We start from the raw sequence: 17385 nt of genomic DNA, 5'->3' as shown, positions 1-17385 counted from the left end.
CGCGAAGGGCCCGCACCCCGGTGCGGGCCCTTCGCGCGTCCTCAGGGGGCGGCGGGGGGCTCCCACACGCCGTCCCCGAGGAACCGGTCGATGGAGGCCCGGTAGGGGGCGGGGTCCAGGCCCTTCTGCGCCACCCAGCCGTCGTCGTAGTAGCTGTGCTGGTAGCGTTCGCCGCCGTCGCAGATCAGGGTGACCACGCTGCCCCTGCGGCCCTCACGGAGCATCCTGGCGACGAGGTGCCACACCCCCCACAGGCTGGTGCCCGTCGAGCCGCCGGCGGACAGGCCGGTGTGGTCGTACAGGTGCCGCATCGCGGCGATGCTCGCCGCGTCGGGCACGGGGATCATGAGGTCGATCACGGAGGGGACGAAGCTCGGCTCCATCCGGGGGCGGCCGATGCCCTCGATCCTGGAGGGCATCCCCGTGGCGTAGTCCGGGGCGCCGGTGACCCAGCCGGGGAAGAACGCCGAGTTCTCCGGGTCCACGACGGCCAGCCGGGTGTCCATCCGCCGGTACCGCAGGTACCGCCCGATGGTCGCGGACGTGCCCCCGGTGCCCGCCCCCACCACGATCCAGTCGGGACAGGGGTAGCGCTCCATGCCGAGCTGCTCGAAGATCGACTCGGCGATGTTGTTGTTCCCGCGCCAGTCGGTGGCCCGCTCGGCGTAGGTGAACTGGTCCATGTAGTGGCCGCCGCTCTCCGCCGCGAGCCGCTCCGCCTCGGTGTACATCGCGGGCGGGCTGTCCACGAAGTGGCACCGGCCGCCGTACCGCTCGATGAGGGCGATCTTCTCCGGGCTGGTCCTGCGCGGGATGACCGTGATGAAGTCCAGCCCGATCAGCTGCGCGAAGTAGGCCTCCGAGACCGCGGTGGACCCCGAGCTGGCCTCCACGATCGTGGTGCCCTCGCGGATCCACCCGTTGGCGAGCCCGTACAGGAACAGCGAACGCGCCAGCCGGTGCTTGAGGCTGCCGGTGGGGTGCACCGACTCGTCCTTCAGGTACAGGTCGATGCCCCATTCCGGGGGCAGGGGGAACACGTGCAGGTGGGTGTCGGCCGAACGGTTCGCGTCCGCCACGACCTTGCGGACCGCCTCGTCGACCCAGGCGCGGGTACCGGCGTCGCTGCGGTCCACCCACGGGGCGGCGTCGTCCGGTTCCGGACCGGTTGGTGAGGATGCCATGGTCAGCAGGGTAGCCCTCCCGGGTCCCCGGCCCCTCCGCGCCCCGGGGGCCGGGAGCGCGCCGGGCGGGGGCGCCGGTCCACCCGGGGGCGCCCCGGCACACGGGAGGCCGGGCCCCTCGGGCCCGGCCCCGGGTCGCGGCCGCCCGGCCGGCGGCCCCGGTGCGGGGGAGGGCGCGCCGGGCGGCGCCCCTCAGTCCAGCGATCCCCCGGACATCACCGAGTACATGCGCCGGTAGGTGGCAGCCTCGTCGTGGCGGCTCTGGCGCTCCAGCGTGCGGGCGAGCGCGATGTGCGCCCAGTTGTCCACCGGGTCCAGCTCGATGATCCTGCGGAAGGTCCTCTCGGCCTTGTTGAGCTGAGCGGAGTGGAAGTAGGCGCGTCCGAGCAGCTCCAGCAGCGACCTGCTGTCGGGATCGTGCTCGACGATCGGTTCGAGGGTGCGGGCCGCGTAGATCGGGTCGCCCAGTTCCATGAACATGCGGGCGCGGTTGTAGGTCTCGTAGGTGCTCTCTTCCACGGTGCTCCTTCCGACGGCGCGAACCGTCCCGGATCACAACGGCCAGGGGTCCGGCCGCATTCCCTGGTGTGGCGTGTGGGGTGGAGGCGCTTTGTGAGGTCTGGTGTGACCCACTGGCGCCACCACCCCCATCAGAGAGATCCCCGCACACGGGGCCCGCACACGCGGTCCGCCCCCCGGGCCGGGGCCCCGGGAGGCGCGGACGGCGCTCCGCGCCGCGTCGTCACAGGTCCGTGGGGGAGATCCGCCCGGTGTCCACGTCGTAGATCGCACCCGCGACGGGCAGGCCGGCGGGGAGCAGCGGGTGGTGGCGGATGCGCTCCAGGTCGTGCCCCAGCGCGCCCAGCTGGTCGCTGTTCGTGTGGAACTCCAGGCTCCGCGTGTCGACCCCGTACTCCTGCTGGATGAGGTCGTGGACGGCGTCGTCGCCGGGCACCGACGCCATCTTGCAGCGGGTGTGCGGAAGGACCAGCACCCGCTCGACCCCGAGCAGGTACACCGCCAGCACCAGGGTGCGCAGCGTGTCGTCGGTCACCCGGGCGCCCGCGTTGCGCAGGATCTTGGCGTCGCCCGGCTCCAGGCCGAGCATGTCCAGGGGCTCGATTCTGGAGTCCATGCAGGTCACCAGGGCGAGGCCGCGCCCCGCGACCGGTTTGAGCCCGGCCAGCGAGAAGTCGGCCGCGTAGCCCGCGTTGGCCGCGAACACGTCGTCGAAGGCGCCTGCGGAGGGGACGGCACCGTTGTTGTCACCCACGTGGAGTCACTCCCTTGTCCTTGGTCACAGCTGTGCCGTGCACACCGGAGCACTCCGGTGTGCACGGCACGGGATGGAGGGGTCAGGCGCCGGGACCGGTGATCCCGGAGTCGGTCTGACCGCTACCAACAGTAACGATCGCCCTCGGGAGGGCGTCACCCGACCCGTCCCGACGGTCGCTGGTGTCGGGAAGCCGGACGGGCTTGCCGTCCGCCCGCGAGGCGCGGGCCGGTGCCCGGCCGATCCAGCCGAACAGCAGGGTGTCCTCGCCCTTCAGGTAGCGGTGGCACCGCACGCCGCCCGTGGCGCGGCCCTTCGTCGGATACGTCTCGAACGGCGTCACCTTGGCCGAGCCGGCCTGTGTGCCCTCCAGCGCGCTGGAGGAACCGGAGACGGTGACCACCACCGAGTCCTCCGGGCTCGGGACGGCGCCGAACCAGAGCACGCGGGCCTCCTCCGACAGGCGCACGCCCGCCACGCCCCCCGCCGGCCTGCCCTGCGGGCGCACGGTGCTCGCGGAGAAGCGCAGCAGCTGGGCCTCCGAGGTGATGAAGGCGAGGTCCTCCTCACCCGAGGAGAGCTGCGTGACGCCGATGACGCGGTCGTCGTCCTTGAGCGCGATGACCTCGAAGTCGTCCTTGTTGGGCGGGTAGTCCGGGGCGACGCGCTTGACCACGCCGCCGACCGTGCCCACGGCGAAGCCGGGGCCCGAAGTATCCATGGCCACCACCGACACGACGCGCTCGCCCTCCTCGAGCTGGACGAACTCCCCGACGTCCAGGCCCGAGGCCAGGGGCGGGCGCTCGTCGTCGCGGTCCGGCAGCTCGGGCAGCTCCACCACCGGGACGCGGATCATCCGGCCGAGGTCGGTGACCAGGCCGACGTCCGAGCGCGAGGTGGTGGGCACCGACACGTGGATGGCGTCGTGCCGGGTGCGCAGCCCCTCGTAGACGCGCGGCACCGCGGCGCCCTTGCTGCGGCCGATGGCGCCGTCGACGCCGAACAGCACGTGGCAGGGCTGGTCGGCCATCTCCAGCGGGACGACCGCGCTGCGGGCCGCCCCGTCGCTCTCCCGCAGCTGGGTGCGGCGCGGGGTGGCGAACTCCTTGGAGACGTCGGCGAGCTCCTTGGAGACCACGCGGCGCAGCTTCTTGTCCGACTCCAGGATCGCGGTGAGGGAGTCGATCTCCTGGTTGAGCTTCTCCCGCTCGGTCTCCAGCTCCAGTCTGTCGAACCGGGTCAGGCGGCGCAGCGGGGTGTCCAGGATGTAGCGGGCCTGGGTGTCGGACAGGCCGTAGGCGCCCATCAGGGACTCGCGGGCCGCCGCCGTGTCGTCGGCCTCGCGGATGAGGGCGATGACGCGGTCGATGTCCAGCAGGGCCGTGACCAGGCCGTCCACCAGGTGCAGGCGCTCCTGCCGCTTCGTGCGGCGGAACTCGCTGCGGCGGCGGACGACCTCCAGGCGGTGGTTGACGTACACCTCGAGGAGTTCGCGCAGGCCCAGGGTCTGGGGCTGGCCTTCCACGAGGGCGACGTTGTTGATGCCGAAGGACTCCTCCATCGGCGTGAGCCGGTAGAGCTCCTCCAGCACGGCCTCGGGGTTGAAGCCGTTCTTGAGCTCGATGACCAGGCGCAGGCCCTGGGTGCGGTCGGTGAGGTCCTTCAGGTCCGAGATGCCCTGGAGCTTCTTGGACTGCACCAGCTCCTTGATGCGGCTGACGACCTTCTCGGGGCCCACGTTGTAGGGGAGGGCCGTCACGACCAGGCCGGTACGGCGGGCGGAGACCTTCTCGATGGCGACGGTGGCGCGCGTCTTGAAGGTGCCCCGGCCGCTGCGGTAGGCGTCGCGGATGCCGTCCAGCCCGACGATGGTGCCGCCCGTGGGCAGGTCCGGGCCGGGCACGAACTCGGTGAGCTCCTCCAGGGTCGCGTCGGGGTGGGAGATCAGGTGGCGTGCGGCGGCGATGACCTCGCCCAGGTTGTGGGGGGCCATGTTGGTGGCCATGCCCACGGCGATGCCGGACGCCCCGTTGACCAGCAGGTTGGGGAAGGCGGCGGGGAGGACCTCGGGTTCGGTCTCCTGGCCGTCGTAGTTGGGCTTGAAGTCGACGACGTTCTCGTCGATGGACGAGACCAGCAGCTCGGCGGCGCGGTCCAGACGGGCCTCGGTGTAGCGCATGGCGGCGGGGGCGTCGTCGCCGCCCAGCGAACCGAAGTTGCCGTGGCCGTCGACCAGGGGCACGCGCATGGCGAAGGACTGGCTGAGGCGGACGAGGGCGTCGTAGATGGCGCTGTCACCGTGGGGGTGGAGCCGTCCCATCACGTCCCCGACCACACGGGCGCACTTGACGTGCCCGCGGTCGTGGCGGAGCCCCATCTCGTTCATCTGGTAGAGGATGCGCCGCTGAACCGGCTTCATGCCGTCGCGGGCGTCGGGGAGCGCGCGTTGGTAGATGACCGAGTACGCGTACTCCAGGAAGCTGCCTCGCATCTCCTCGGAGACGTCGATGTCGATGATCTTCTCGGCGAGATCCTCGGGGGGACGGGAAGTAGTACGGGCCATGTCCGTAATTCTGGCCTGTGCCGGAGACTGAAACGTACGCGGACGCGTGGTTGGACGTGTGTGAGTCGCGCGACTGAGGGGTTTTGACCCCTTGCGACGTGGTTTTCGCCCTGGAAGCAGAGAGGGGTGAAAAGCACCGTGGTGCGACGGGGTGACGGGTCCGGGCCCTCTTCCCCGGAGGGGGACCTGGCCGACGGGGGTTGGTTCGGGCGCCCGGGCGCGGGCCGGGGCGGGGCCCGGAAGAGCAGGCTCTGACCGCCGGTCAGAGCCTGCCCGCCGTCAGTCGCTGAAGGGGATTGTGACCGAGGCACCGTCGTCCGGGCCGACCAGGATCCGTGAGCTGTCGCTTCCCAGGGCGCTCCACAGTTCGACGCGGACCGAGCCGTCGACCATGTCGCCGAGGGCGCCGTCGCTGTCGGCCGCGCCTCCTCCCTGCGTGTACTCCTCCCAGCCGGACTGGTCGTTGGTGGCGAAGTAGCGGTAGGTCTCCGTCCGGTCGTCGGTGCCGTCGCCGTCCAGGTCGTAGACCACGCGGACCTGGACCGCGTTGGCGATCGCGTTTCCGGAGTCCACCGGCAGGGAGAACGCGGTGGCGTCGCCGTTGTGGGAACCGGTCAGGCCGTCGACCCGCAGGACCACCCGGTCCTCCGGCGGCAGGCCGTCCTGGTTGCGTCCTCTGGCGGAGGCCACGGTGATCTCGTCGGCGGACCCGTGCGGGGTTCCGGAGAGAGCAGAGGGGGTCAGGTGGAGGTCTCCGTCACCGACGTTGCCCTCCCCGGGGTCGCCCGGGTCACCGGGGTCTCCGGGGTCGCCCCCGCCGCCCTCACCCCTGGTGGAGGCCAGGGAACCGGGCTCCACGCTCAGTTCGACGCCGTCGGAGAACGTGACCGTCACCGGGTCGGTGCCCGGGTTGAAGGCGGTGTGGGTGCGGGTCCCGCCGTCGTCGAACACCGCGTAGTGGGCGGTGTCGGCGGTGACGGAGGCGTCTACGGTGCCGACCTCGGCGAGGGTGGAGACCCACTGGTAGGTGTGCGGCTTGGAGCCGCCCGCCTCCGGTTCGTAGGTCTGCCACTGCTCCTCGAACATGCGCAGGGCGTCGTCGCCGTCGGAGAGGGCGCGGTGCGCCCAGTGGATGTCCCTCCAGATCTCCGGCTCGCGGCCCAGGCGGTCCACGAGCGACCGGTAGACGGCGCCGGCGTGTTCGGGGTCGTGCCCGAGGTACAGCGAACCGGCGGTGATGGGCAGGTAGTTGATGCCGTAGTGCTCCTCGTCGCCGCCGTCCCACCAGATGCGGTAGTCGCCGCCGTCGCCCCACACCATGCCGACGACGTCGTGCTCGTAGTCCTCCGGGAACGTCCCGCCGCCCTGGTCCTGCCAGTAGCGGGGGATCGCGGAGGCCTGGGTGGTGTGCAGGTACACGCCGAGGTCGCGGATCTCCTCGTCGCCGGCCAGGGAGCCGAACAGGGCGGTGGCGGCGGCGAAGTGCATGCCCTCGGAGGAGGACTCCTGGTTGTTGCCCGCCGCGAACCCGGCGTGCCCGGACGCCCAGCCGTGCCCGGCGTAGGGAGAGAAGGAGCGCAGGCGCGGGAACATCGGGTCGTCGGGGTCGGTGGCGGCGACGTCGCGGATCAGGAGACGGATCATCCCGCCCCAGGCGTCCTCGGCCGCCCAGGCGCGGTCGTAGCGGGCGACGACGGCGGCGGCCGAGACGAAGTAGCCGTAGTGGAAGTCGTGGTCGTTGAGCTCCTGGGCGGCCCCGAAGCTGTCGGGGTAGCCGAGCATGGTCCCCCACTCGGCGTCGTAGTGGAACTGGCGCGTGCCGCCGGCCGTCAGCCAGTCCTCCAGGCGCCCCCTGACCAGGTCGAGGAGCTCGTCGCGGGCCTCGGTGTGGCCGATGGAGTCGGCGATGGGGACGAGCTGCGCGAGACGGCCCATGGCCTTGCCGTCCCAGTAGGTGTCGCCGGGCTCGGGGAAGAGCTCCTCCCCGGCGAGCACCTCGTCGATGAGCTGCCGCATGCGGTCGTGGTCGGCGCCGTCGACCGTGGGCAGGCTGGGCAGGACGCCGTTGGTGGTCAGCTCCGTGGTGAAGCTGCCGCCTTCTGCGACGCGCATCTCGCCGCGCGGGGACGTGTAGGACAGGCCGGTCACGTCGGTGACGGCGTTGTCCCACTGGTGGGGGTAGAGCGCCATGAGGGTGCCGGTGCGGTCGCCCTCGACCGCCTCGGTCTCCACCCGGTAGGTGCTGGTCAGGGTGGCCCCGGCCTCGTCGTAGTCGTAGTCGACCACGGAGCCGGTGACGACGGAGTGGGCGTAGGGGGCGAAGGCGTCCAGGTCCCCGGGGGAGGGGAGGACGGCGACGGAGTAGTGGCCGCCGTCGCCGGTGGCGGCGGTGAAGGTGTCGCCCGACCGGGTCCAGGGGGAACCCGACGGCGCGAACAGCGCGTAGTGGCGGCCGCCGACGCTCGCGCCGACGACGGAGCCGTCCTCGTGCCAGACGTCGGGTGCGCTGCTGAAGCTCACCTCGGCGTCGCCGCCGCTGGTCTCGGCGTAGGCGAAGGGCAGGCCCTGCCCGATGGTGACGCGGAGGGTGGGGCCTCCGCCCGCCCACTCGGCGGTGACCGTCCAGTCGCCGCTGTCGGCGACCCGGGTGTCGGGGGAGTCGAGGCCGACCGCGCCCAGGGAGAGGTCGGGGACGTGGGGGAACTCGTACTTGAGGCCGTCGGCCACGAGCCGGGGGGTGTCGGGGTAGCCCATCTCCAGGCCGCCCTCGTGGGGGTGGTAGCTGGCGGGGTGGGCGAAGAGGTTCTCGCCGTGGGGGTTCTCCGGATAGCGCTGGAAGATGAGGGAGGACCACCACTCGTTGGTGGGGGCCGCGCCCTCGTAGTCGTCGGTGACCTTGGGGGAGGCCGGTGCGCCGCTGAGGTCGGAGGGGCCGGAGGCCCCGGCCGGGAGGGTGTCGGTGTAGCTGCCGGACCCCACGGGGACGGCTGCGGCGCCCGTGGCCGCCGCGGTGGTCGCGGGGACGGGCCCGGTGAGCGCCGGGAGGGCGGCGCCGGTGAGGAGGAGGGCGGCGCCGGCCGCCAGGAGCGCGGGCCGGGCGGGCCCTCCCCGTCGTCGGGCCGGGGCCTCGGGGGAGGCGTGTCGGGGGCCGGTCCGGCCCCGTGGTCGGTGCATGTCATTGTCCTTCCGCCGTGCGTGTCGCGAGAATGCGGGAGCGCTCCCAGACGCGAGCGCCCCAGACGTGAGCCCTGGCGTCGAGTGTTCAGATACCGGTTCGGGAGTGCAATGCCGGGAAGACGGATAGTTTCCGTTTCGTTACGCGGCGTGTTCTGCGGCTCTTTTCGGACGCGGTCCCCCCGGGGACCGGGTGCGGCGGGCGCCCCGGCGCCGCGCCGGAGCGGAGGCCCTCGCGCGTCCGTCCTGTGGACGACCCCTCCGATGTCCCCCGGCTCTGGTACCAAGGAGGACATGGCCACACCCACCGCTGACACCACCGTCCCCGCCGACGCCTCCGGCGGCGCGCTCCGCGAGCAGGCCGAGGCGCACCTCCGGGCCCTGGCCGGGGACTCCGCACGGCTGCGCGAGGACCAGTGGACCGCCATCCGCGCCCTGGTCGCCGAACACCGCAGGGCACTCGTCGTCCAGCGCACCGGCTGGGGCAAGTCGGCGGTGTACTTCGTCGCCACCGCCCTGCGCCGGGCGGAGGGCGCGGGCCCGACCGTCATCGTCTCGCCCCTCCTGGCCCTGATGCGCAACCAGATCTCGGCCGCGGAACGGGCCGGCATCCGGGCCCGGACCATCAACAGCGCCAACACCACCGCGTGGGAGGCGACCTACGCCGACGTCGCCGCGGGCGAGGTCGACGTCCTGCTGGTCAGCCCCGAGCGGCTCAACAACCCGGAGTTCCGCGACCGGGTCCTGCCGGAGCTCGCCGCGGGCGCGGGCCTGGTCGTCATCGACGAGGCCCACTGCGTCTCCGACTGGGGCCACGACTTCCGCCCCGACTACCGGCGCATCCGGTCCCTGCTGCACGACCTGCCGGACGGGGTGCCCGTCCTGGCCACCACGGCCACGGCGAACGAGCGGGTCACCCGCGACGTCGCCGAGCAGCTCCAGGCGGGCGGCGAGCGCCAGGACACCCTGGTGCTGCGCGGCTCGCTGGAGAGGGAGAGCCTGCGGCTGGCCGTGGCGCGGCTGCCCGACCCCACGGCCAGGCTCAGCTGGCTCGCGGAGCACCTCCCCAAGATCCACGGATCGGGGATCGTGTACACGCTGACCGTCAGCGCCGCCCAGGAGACCGCCCGCTTCCTCCGCGAGCAGGGGCTGGAGGTGCGCGCCTACACCGGGCAGACCGACCCCGACGAGCGCCGGGAGGCCGAGGACGACCTCCTCGCCAACCGGGTCAAGGCGCTGGTGGCCACCAGCGCGCTCGGCATGGGCTTCGACAAGCCCGACCTGGGGTTCGTCGTGCACCTCGGTGCGCCGCAGTCCCCGATCTCCTACTACCAGCAGGTGGGCCGCGCCGGACGTGGCGTGGAGCGCGCCGAGGTGGTCCTGCTGCCCGGCCGCGAGGACACCCAGATCTGGGAGTACTTCGCGGGGCTGTCGTTCCCGCCGGAGCAGACCGTGCGCCAGACCCTGGACGTGCTCGCGGCGGAGGGCCGGCCCCTGTCCGTGGCCGCGCTGGAGACCCGGGTGGACCTGCGCCGCACCCGGCTGGAGCAGATGCTGAAGGTGCTGGACGTGGACGGCGCGGTCCGCCGGGTCCGCGGCGGGTGGGAGGCCACCGGCCGGCCGTGGAGCTACGACGCGGAGCGGTACGCGGCCGTCACCGAGGCGCGTGAGCGGGAGCAGCGCGCCATGCTCGACTACATCGACCTCGACACCTGCCGCATGGAGTTCCTGCGCCGCCAGCTGGACGACCCCGAGAGCGTCGCCTGCGGGCGCTGCGACGTGTGCACCGGCGAGTACTGGAACACCGACGTGGACCCCGGGCGCCGTGAGGCCGCGGCGGAGCACCTCGACCGGCCGGGCACGCCCATCGCCCCGAGGCGGCAGTGGCCGTCCGGCATGGACACCCTGGGCGTGGGGCTGACCGGGAAGATCAAGGACGACCTCCGCGCGGGCGAGGGGCGGGCCCTGGGCCGCCTCACCGACATCGGGTGGGGCAACGAGCTGAGGCGCGTGCTCGCGGACGACGCGCCGGACGCCCCGGTGGACGAGCGGATGCTCCAGGGCGTCGTACGGGTCCTCGCCACGTGGGGCTGGGAGCGCCGGCCGGTCGGCGTCGTCGTGATGCCGTCCCGCACACGGCCCGCCCTGATCAACGACCTCGCCTCCCGCCTGTCCCGGCTGGGGAGGCTGACCCCGATCGGGGCGCTGGAGTACGGAGGGGCCGTGGAGCAGAGGAAGCACAACAGCGCCATGCGCCTGGCCCAGGTGTACGCGTCCCTGCGCGTCGGCGACGAGCTGCGCGAGCGGCTGGCGGCGGTCCAGGCCGAGACGCCCGGACCGGTCCTGCTGGTGGACGACTACACCGACACCGGCTGGAGCCTGACCGTGGGCGCCGCCCTGCTCAGGAGCGCGGGCGCCCCCGAGGTGCTGCCGCTGACCCTGGCCACCACCGGGGGCTGAGCGCCGCCGCGGCGGGGTGCGGGTCCGCCGCCCCCCGACGCGGACCGGCGGGTGTGCCGCGGCAGCGCCGCGGCACACCCGCCGGAACGAAGGCGTGCGGGGTCAGCGGATGCGCTGGCCGCGGGGGGCGCCGCGCCGGACGGGCTGGCCCTCCCCCAGGTCGGGTCGGGCGCCCGGCTGGTGCAGGGCCCGCGCGGCCAGGCGGTGGGCGCGGCCCAACGCCTCCTTGGGATGGCGGCCGGCGAGCCACGCCGGGAGGAACCCCGCGATGAAGGCGTCGCCGGCCCCCACGGAACCGGGGGAGGGCTCCACCGGCTCGGCGGGAGCGGTCACGCAGTCGTCACGGGTCTTGGACGCCCACAGTCCGCCGCCCTGGCCCAGCTTGAGCACCACGTTGGGGAACCAGGCGGTCAGCACCTTCGCCGCGGCCTCGGGGTCCTCCCGGCCGGTCAGCACCCTGGCCTGGTCGACGTTGGCGAACAGCAGCCGCGCGCCCTGGGTCCAGTCCAGGAAGTTCTCGGCGCCCGCGCGCTCCAGCGGCGCGTGCGAGCCGCCGTCGACCGAGATCGACATCCCGCTCTCGCGGGCCATCCGCAGCGCCACCCGGGCCGCGCGCCGGGAGTCGGCGTTGATCAGGGTGTACCCCGACACGTGCAGGTGCCCGTCGGGGCCGAACACGTCGCGGGGGAGGTCCTCGGGCTGGAGGCGGGCGTTGGCGCCGGGGTCGCTCAGCATCGTGCGGTCGCCCCGGTGGGTGATCATCACCACGCAGGTCCCCGTGGGCCGCTCCGGGTCCATCACCATGCGCGAGTCCAGACCGTAGCCCATGAGCTCCATCTCACGGGTCCGGCCGGTGATGTCGGAGCCGCGGCGGCCGACGAAGGTGGTGTCGGTACCCTCCACGGCCAGCCACGAGGCGATGTTCGCCCCGGAGCCCCCGCCATACATGATCACGGACGCCGGAGTGTCGCTGCCGCGGGCCAACGGGTGGAACGCGCGCGCGACGGCGTCGGTCATCAGGTCACCGATCACGACCACTCGTGTCATTTCGCCAGCCACCACCGAGGGTTATAAGAATCCGTGCTCGCACGACGTTAACAGGTGAACCGTCAGCGGCGTGTAACGAACTGAACGCGCCCCGGCCACACGTCGGCGGAAGGGCGCCGATCGCCGCTGTGGAGGGCGTCGCCGCGCCCCGGGAGCCCCCCGCGATGAGCATTGCGTCACGTGGGGCCGGTAGCCCGCACGGGCCGACCGGGGGCCGGGGAGGGCATACCGTGCGGACGCCCCGGGGCGTTTTCGCGGTGCCCGCATGGACTTTCCCCGGATTCGACCGATTGTCGTCTAGTCTCGCAGTCGTGCAGTCCTACCCGAATCACTGGGAAGCCGACGTCGTCCTGACCGACGGAGGCACCGCGCACCTGCGCCCCATCACCCCTGAAGACGCCGACCTGCTGCGCGAGTTCCACGCACGCCTCTCCCCGGAGACGATCTACTACCGGTTCTTCGCGCCCTACCCCAAGCTCTCCGACCGCGATGTGAAACGGTTCACGACGGTCGACTACGAGGACCGCGTGGCCCTGGTCGCCACCATCTCCGACTCCCTGGTCTCCGTGGTGCGCTACGACAAGGTCGCGCCCGAGGAGGCCGAGGTCGCCTTCGTCGTGGAGGACGGCCACCAGGGCCGCGGCCTGGCGTCGGTGCTGTTGGAGCACATCGGCGCGGCCGCGCGCGAACGGGGGGTGCGCCGCTTCATCGCCGACGTGCTGCCCGAGAACCGGCGGATGATCAACGTCTTCCGCGAAGCCGGGTACACCGCCCAGCAGACCTTCGACGAGGGGGTCATCCGCCTCACGCTGGACCTCCAGCCCACGGACGACTCCACCGAGGTCATGCGGGCCCGCGAGCAGCGCGCGGAGTCGCGCTCCATCGCCCGGCTCCTCTTCCCCGACTCGGTCGCCGTCATCGGCGCGAGCCGGACCGCCCACACCATCGGCCAGACGGCCCTGCGCAACCTCCTCGGAGGCGAGTTCCAGGGGCCCGTCTACCCGGTGCACCCCGAGGCCAAGGCCGTCGTGGGCGTGCGCGCCTACCCCTCGGTCCTGGACATCCCCGACCAGGTGGACCTCGCCGTCGTGGCGGTCCGCGCCGACATGGTCGTCGACGTCGTCGAGCAGTGCGCGGACAAGGGCGTGCTCGGGCTGGTCGTGGTCAGCTCCGGGTTCGGCGAGACCGGACCGGAGGGCCGCGCGCGCCAGGACGAGCTGGTGCGCACCGCCCGCGCCGCCGGCATGCGCGTCGTCGGCCCCAACTGCCTGGGCATCGCCAACAGCGACCCCCGGGTGTCGCTCAACGCGACGCTGTCGCCCGACCTGCCCCCGGTGGGCTCGATCGGCTTCTTCTCCCAGTCCGGCGCCCTGGGACGGGCCATCCTCCAGCGGGTGGCCGAGCGCGGGATGGGCCTGTCCACGTTCGTCTCCGCGGGCAACCGCGCCGACGTGTCCGGCAACGACCTCATGCAGTACTGGCAGGAGGACCCCGCCACCGAGGTCGTCCTGCAGTACCTGGAGTCGCTCGGCAACCCGCGCAAGTTCACACGCCTGGCCCGGCGCCTCGCCAAACAGAAGCCCGTCGTGGCGGTGCGCAGCGGCGGTTCCGCGCAGACCACCCCCACCGGCCACGCGGCGGGAGGGCTCGCCCTGCCCGACTACGCCGTCACCTCGCTGTTCCAGCAGGCCGGGGTGGTCCGGGTCGACGACATCACGCAGATGTTCGACGCCGCCCAGGTGTTCGCCTACCAGCCCCTGCCCAAGGGGCCGCGGGTGGGCGTCATCGGCAACTCCGACTCCCTGGAGCTGCTGGTCAAGGACGCCGCGGTGCGTCAGGGCCTCAAGCCCCACGACCCGGTCAACCTCGGCCCCCAGGCCACCGCCGAGGACTTCGACCTCGCGCTGGAGACGGCCCTGGCGGCCGACGACGTGCACTCGGTCGTGGTCGTGTTCATCCCCGCGCTCCACCCCATCTCCGACGACGTCGCGCGGGTCCTCAGAGCGCGCTCGCTCAACTCCGACAAGCCCATCGTGGCCACCTACCTGGGGCGCCAGGGGCTCCCCGAGGAGCTGCGCCACGTCGGCGACAGGGGCGAGACCCTGCGCGGATCGGTTCCCTCCTACCCCTCGCCCGAGGACGCGGTCCGCGCCCTGGCCTACGCGACCCGCTACACGCAGTGGCGCAACCGCAAGCCGGGACGCCACCCCGAGCTGCCCGACATCGACGGTGCCCGTGCCCGCGCGACGCTGGTCCGCGCGCTCAGGAACGCCAAGCCGTCCGCGGACGACGTCGCCTGGTTCGGCGGCGAGCGCCGCTACGACGAGGAGACGGCGATCTCCGGCGAGGACGCCCGCGACCTGCTGTCCTGCTACGGCATCACCGCCTACCCGGACATCCCGGTGTCCTCGGCGGAGGGCGCCGTGGTCGCCGCCGGGCACCTCGGCTACCCGGTGGTCGTCAAGGCCGACTCGCCCGACCTGCGGGTCCGTGCGGGGGGCGCGTTCGTCCGGGCGGACCTGCGCACGCCGGAGGACGTGCGCAGCGCCTTCCTGTCGCTGTACGACCGGTTCGGCGCCGAGGCGGGGCTCGTCGTCCAGCGCATGGCCGCGCCCGGCGTGCCCACGGTGATCCGCGCGGGGGACAACCAGTCCTTCGGGTCGGTGGTCTCGTTCGGCCTGGCCGACGTGACCGCCGAGCTCCTGGACGACCGGGCGTTCCGCCTGGCGCCCCTCACCGACATGGACGCCGCCGACCTCATCCACGCGGTGCGTGCGGCGCCCCTGCTGTTCGGCCTCCCCGCGGGCGCGACCTCGCTCGCGGAGCAGCCCGACGTGGAGGCGCTGGAGGAACTCCTCATCCGGGTGTCGCGCCTGGTGGAGGCATTTCCCGAGATCGGCTACGTGGACCTGGACCCTGTCCTCGTCAACGCCACCGGAGCCCACGTGCTGGGCGCGCGCATGTGGCTGCGGGAGGCGCCCGAGGTACGGCCCGACGCGGGGCCGCGGAGGCTGCGCGGGGTGACGTTCTGATCAGGGGGTGGTCCGCCCGCTTCTCGGCCCGGTCGCGAAGTGTCACGGGAAAGGGGCAGGATAGGGGTATGAGGAAAACACGTGCCGTGTCCACGGACTGGCGACTGGAGATCGAACGCAGCGGGTACTACCCCGCGCTGGTGATCGACGCCGTCGCCCAGGCCCTGGGCGGCGAGAGCGCCGAGGCGTTCATCGTGCACCACGAGGCGACCTTCGACCCGGCGATGGAGATGCGGCGGCACATCACCGTGATGCTGCTGACCGCGACCCGGCTCGTGGTGTGCCACACGGACGAGCACCCGCCGAACGAGACGGAGGGCACCTCGCACGCGTCCACCACGACGGACAGCATCCAGATGGGCAACATCCAGTCGGTCGCCCTGACCAGGGTGGTGCCCAACCCGGCCCAGTACACCCCGGGCAGCCTGCCGAGCGAACTGGTGCTCAGCGTCAACCTGTCGGTCAACTGGGGCGCCGTCGCCAACATCGACCTCGAACCGGCCGCCTGCGCCGACGAGACGTGCGAGCTCGACCACGGCTACACCGGCGCGATCACGGCGGAGCCCCTCACACTGCGGGTGAGCGAGGCCGCCGACGGCGCCGCGGCGGTCTCCGCGATGATGCACTTCGCCGAGGCCCTGTCCACGGCCACCACGCGCTGACCCGCAGGGCGGGACGGGCCGTCCTCCCGGGGGCGCGGACCGGCCCGGTCCGCGCCCCCGGGAGTGCGTGCGGGGCCGGGGGCGCCGGTCGGCGACGGCGCAGGGCCGGCTCCGCCGGTTCGTGTAACACTCCCGCGTCGGGGTGTGACGGGGACTTAACGAACCGGGCGTGACGAAGCGTGGTGCCTCGGCGATCGGTCCGTCTAAGGTGGAAGCGGATTCGCGCATACCGCCACAAGCGAGACGCGACCGGTCACGAACCGCCTGCGTACGCGCGCCGGGTCCGACAGGTCCGCGCGCGGTTCACCCCCTCTCCGCGCACGCGGGGATGGACACGGAGAAAGGTCAGCCTGCGATGACGCAGCACCCGTCCCCGATGCCCCCGGACGACGCCCCCCTGGTGCGCCTGTCCGTCGACCGCGCCATCGCCACGGTCACCCTCGACTCCCCCGGCAACCGCAACGCGCTCTCCGCGCGGCTGCGCTCCGAACTGTCCGCGGCCCTCGCCGAGGCGGTGGCCGACGACGGGGTGCGGGGGATCGTGCTCACCGGCACGGGCCCCGTGTTCTGTGCGGGGGCCGACCTGAAGGAGGTCGCGGCGGCGCTCCAGGGCGCCCCGACCGAGCCGGCCCCCGAACTCCCCGAGATCTTCGAGCAGGTCATGGGCGCCCCCAAACCGGTGATCGCCGTCCTCAACGGCGCAGCCCGCGCCGGGGGGATCGGGCTGGTGGCCGCCGCCGACATCGCGCTCGCCCCCAAGAGCGCCACCTTCGCCTTCACGGAGGTGCGGATCGGCGTGGTCCCCGCCGTCATCTCCGTGCCGGTGTCCGCGCGCATGCACTCGCGCCAGCTGAGCCGCTACTTCCTCACCGGCGAGCTGTTCGACGCCTCGGCCGCGGCCAAGGCGGGCCTGCTCACCCAGGCCGTCCCCGACCGCGACATGGCCCACGCCGTGGACGCGGTCCTCCAGGGGCTGAGGGGGGCGGCCCCGCGCGCGCTGTCCCGCACCAAGGAGCTCCTGGGGGAGCTCGGCTCGGGAGCGCTGGCCGCACCCGAACGGCGCAAGGAGGCGTTCACGCGGATGGGCGAGCTGTCCGCCGAGTTCTTCTCCGGGGAGGACGCCGCCGAGGGGCGGGCGGCCTTCTTCGAGAAGCGCGCCCCCCGGTGGGCGCGGTAGCGGATGCCAGGGACGGGGGCGGACCCCGGCCGTGAGGCGGGGCGTCCGGACCGCCGGCCGTCCGGCATGCGCGGGCCGGGTGCGCCCGCTCCCCCCGGCAGGCCACAATGGTCGGGTGAGCTACTCCGGAGATACGAGGGTCGGCGGCCCCGCCGACCTGCGACGACTGACCAACCTGACGATCAGCAAACTCACCGTCGGCCCGATGGACAACAACGCCTACCTGCTGCGTTGCCACTCCACCGGTGAGGCGGTACTCATCGACGCCGCCGCGGAGCCGGACCGGATCCTGGACATGGTCGGCGAGGGCGGACTCGCGCGGGTGATCACCACCCACCGCCACCAGGACCACTGGACGGCCCTCGCGGAGGTGGTCGGCCAGACCGGGGCCCGGACGGTGGCCCATCCCGACGACGGGGAGGAGCTCCCGGTGTCGGTGGACGAGCCCGTCGTCCACGGGACCCGGGTCCCGGTCGGCGAGAGCTCCCTCACCGTCATCCACCTCCGCGGGCACACGCCCGGGTCGGTCGCCCTGCGCTACGACGACCCGGACGGCCGCACCCACCTCTTCACGGGCGACTCGCTCTTCCCGGGCGGCGTCGGCCGCACGTGGTCGGACGAGGACTTCCGCACCCTCTTCGGGGACGTGGAGGAGCGCGTGTTCGGAGCGCTCGCCGACGACACCTGGGTCTACCCCGGGCACGGCGCCGACACCACCCTGGGCGCCGAGCGGCCCCACCTCGGGGAGTGGCGCGAACGCGGCTGGTGAGGGCGCCCCCGCGGGGGAGCGGCGGCCGTCGGCCCCGGGGCGCA

Annotated in this window: 11 protein-coding genes; 5 read left to right on the top strand and 6 right to left on the bottom strand. The window is 73.1% G+C overall.

Features of this window, described 5'->3' with window-relative positions:
• Positions 1-41: 41 nt before the first annotated feature.
• From cds1 to ACFQBR_RS12025, 5 genes are all read right to left on the bottom strand, one after another.
• Positions 42-1184, bottom strand: a complete 1143-nt coding sequence (cds1, locus tag ACFQBR_RS12045; RefSeq protein WP_344186088.1) for an L-cysteine desulfhydrase Cds1 — start codon at positions 1182-1184, stop codon at positions 42-44.
• 192 nt (positions 1185-1376) lie between these two features.
• Complete coding sequence (locus tag ACFQBR_RS12040; protein WP_267948679.1) at positions 1377-1703, bottom strand: tetratricopeptide repeat protein; 327 nt, start codon at positions 1701-1703, stop codon at positions 1377-1379.
• Positions 1704-1926: 223 nt separating this feature from the next.
• The gene (locus ACFQBR_RS12035) at positions 1927-2457 is read right to left on the bottom strand and encodes a beta-class carbonic anhydrase (protein ID WP_267948680.1); all 531 of its coding nucleotides are present in this window, start codon (positions 2455-2457) and stop codon (positions 1927-1929) included.
• Positions 2458-2539: 82 nt separating this feature from the next.
• Positions 2540-5020, bottom strand: coding sequence for a DNA gyrase/topoisomerase IV subunit A (locus ACFQBR_RS12030; RefSeq protein WP_267948681.1), 2481 nt, complete (start codon positions 5018-5020; stop codon positions 2540-2542).
• A 279-nt stretch (positions 5021-5299) separates the two neighbouring features.
• Positions 5300-8194, bottom strand: a complete 2895-nt coding sequence (locus ACFQBR_RS12025) for a glycosyl hydrolase (RefSeq protein ID WP_378553248.1) — start codon at positions 8192-8194, stop codon at positions 5300-5302.
• A gap of 294 nt (positions 8195-8488) precedes the next feature.
• Between ACFQBR_RS12025 and ACFQBR_RS12020 the strand changes: the two genes are divergently transcribed.
• A complete protein-coding gene (locus tag ACFQBR_RS12020; RefSeq protein ID WP_344184646.1) occupies positions 8489-10654 on the top strand; it encodes a RecQ family ATP-dependent DNA helicase in 2166 nt (721 codons plus the stop codon).
• Positions 10655-10756: 102 nt separating this feature from the next.
• Here the strand turns inward: ACFQBR_RS12020 and ACFQBR_RS12015 are convergent, their stop codons facing one another.
• Entirely contained in the window at positions 10757-11692 is a 936-nt protein-coding gene (locus tag ACFQBR_RS12015) for a carbohydrate kinase family protein (protein ID WP_267950288.1), read from the bottom strand.
• Between the two features lie 320 nt (positions 11693-12012).
• On the opposite strand from ACFQBR_RS12015, the gene ACFQBR_RS12010 reads away from it, so the two are divergent.
• The 4 genes from ACFQBR_RS12010 to ACFQBR_RS11995 all read left to right on the top strand — a co-directional run bounded on the left by ACFQBR_RS12010 (position 12013) and on the right by ACFQBR_RS11995 (position 17341).
• Positions 12013-14733, top strand: coding sequence for a bifunctional acetate--CoA ligase family protein/GNAT family N-acetyltransferase (locus ACFQBR_RS12010; RefSeq protein WP_344184645.1), 2721 nt, complete (start codon positions 12013-12015; stop codon positions 14731-14733).
• A gap of 86 nt (positions 14734-14819) precedes the next feature.
• Positions 14820-15395, top strand: a complete 576-nt coding sequence (locus ACFQBR_RS12005; RefSeq protein WP_267950289.1) for a DUF5998 family protein — start codon at positions 14820-14822, stop codon at positions 15393-15395.
• 355 nt (positions 15396-15750) lie between these two features.
• Positions 15751-16572, top strand: a complete 822-nt coding sequence (locus ACFQBR_RS12000) for an enoyl-CoA hydratase-related protein (protein ID WP_267948685.1) — start codon at positions 15751-15753, stop codon at positions 16570-16572.
• 115 nt (positions 16573-16687) lie between these two features.
• Positions 16688-17341: an MBL fold metallo-hydrolase gene (locus tag ACFQBR_RS11995; RefSeq protein WP_267948686.1), complete on the top strand. Its 654-nt coding sequence runs from the start codon at positions 16688-16690 to the stop codon at positions 17339-17341.
• Positions 17342-17385 lie beyond the last annotated feature (44 nt).

Source organism: Nocardiopsis tropica (genome assembly GCF_042660575.1).
Classification (GTDB): domain Bacteria; phylum Actinomycetota; class Actinomycetes; order Streptosporangiales; family Streptosporangiaceae; genus Nocardiopsis; species Nocardiopsis tropica.
This window is presented reverse-complemented; position numbering and strand designations above follow the sequence as displayed.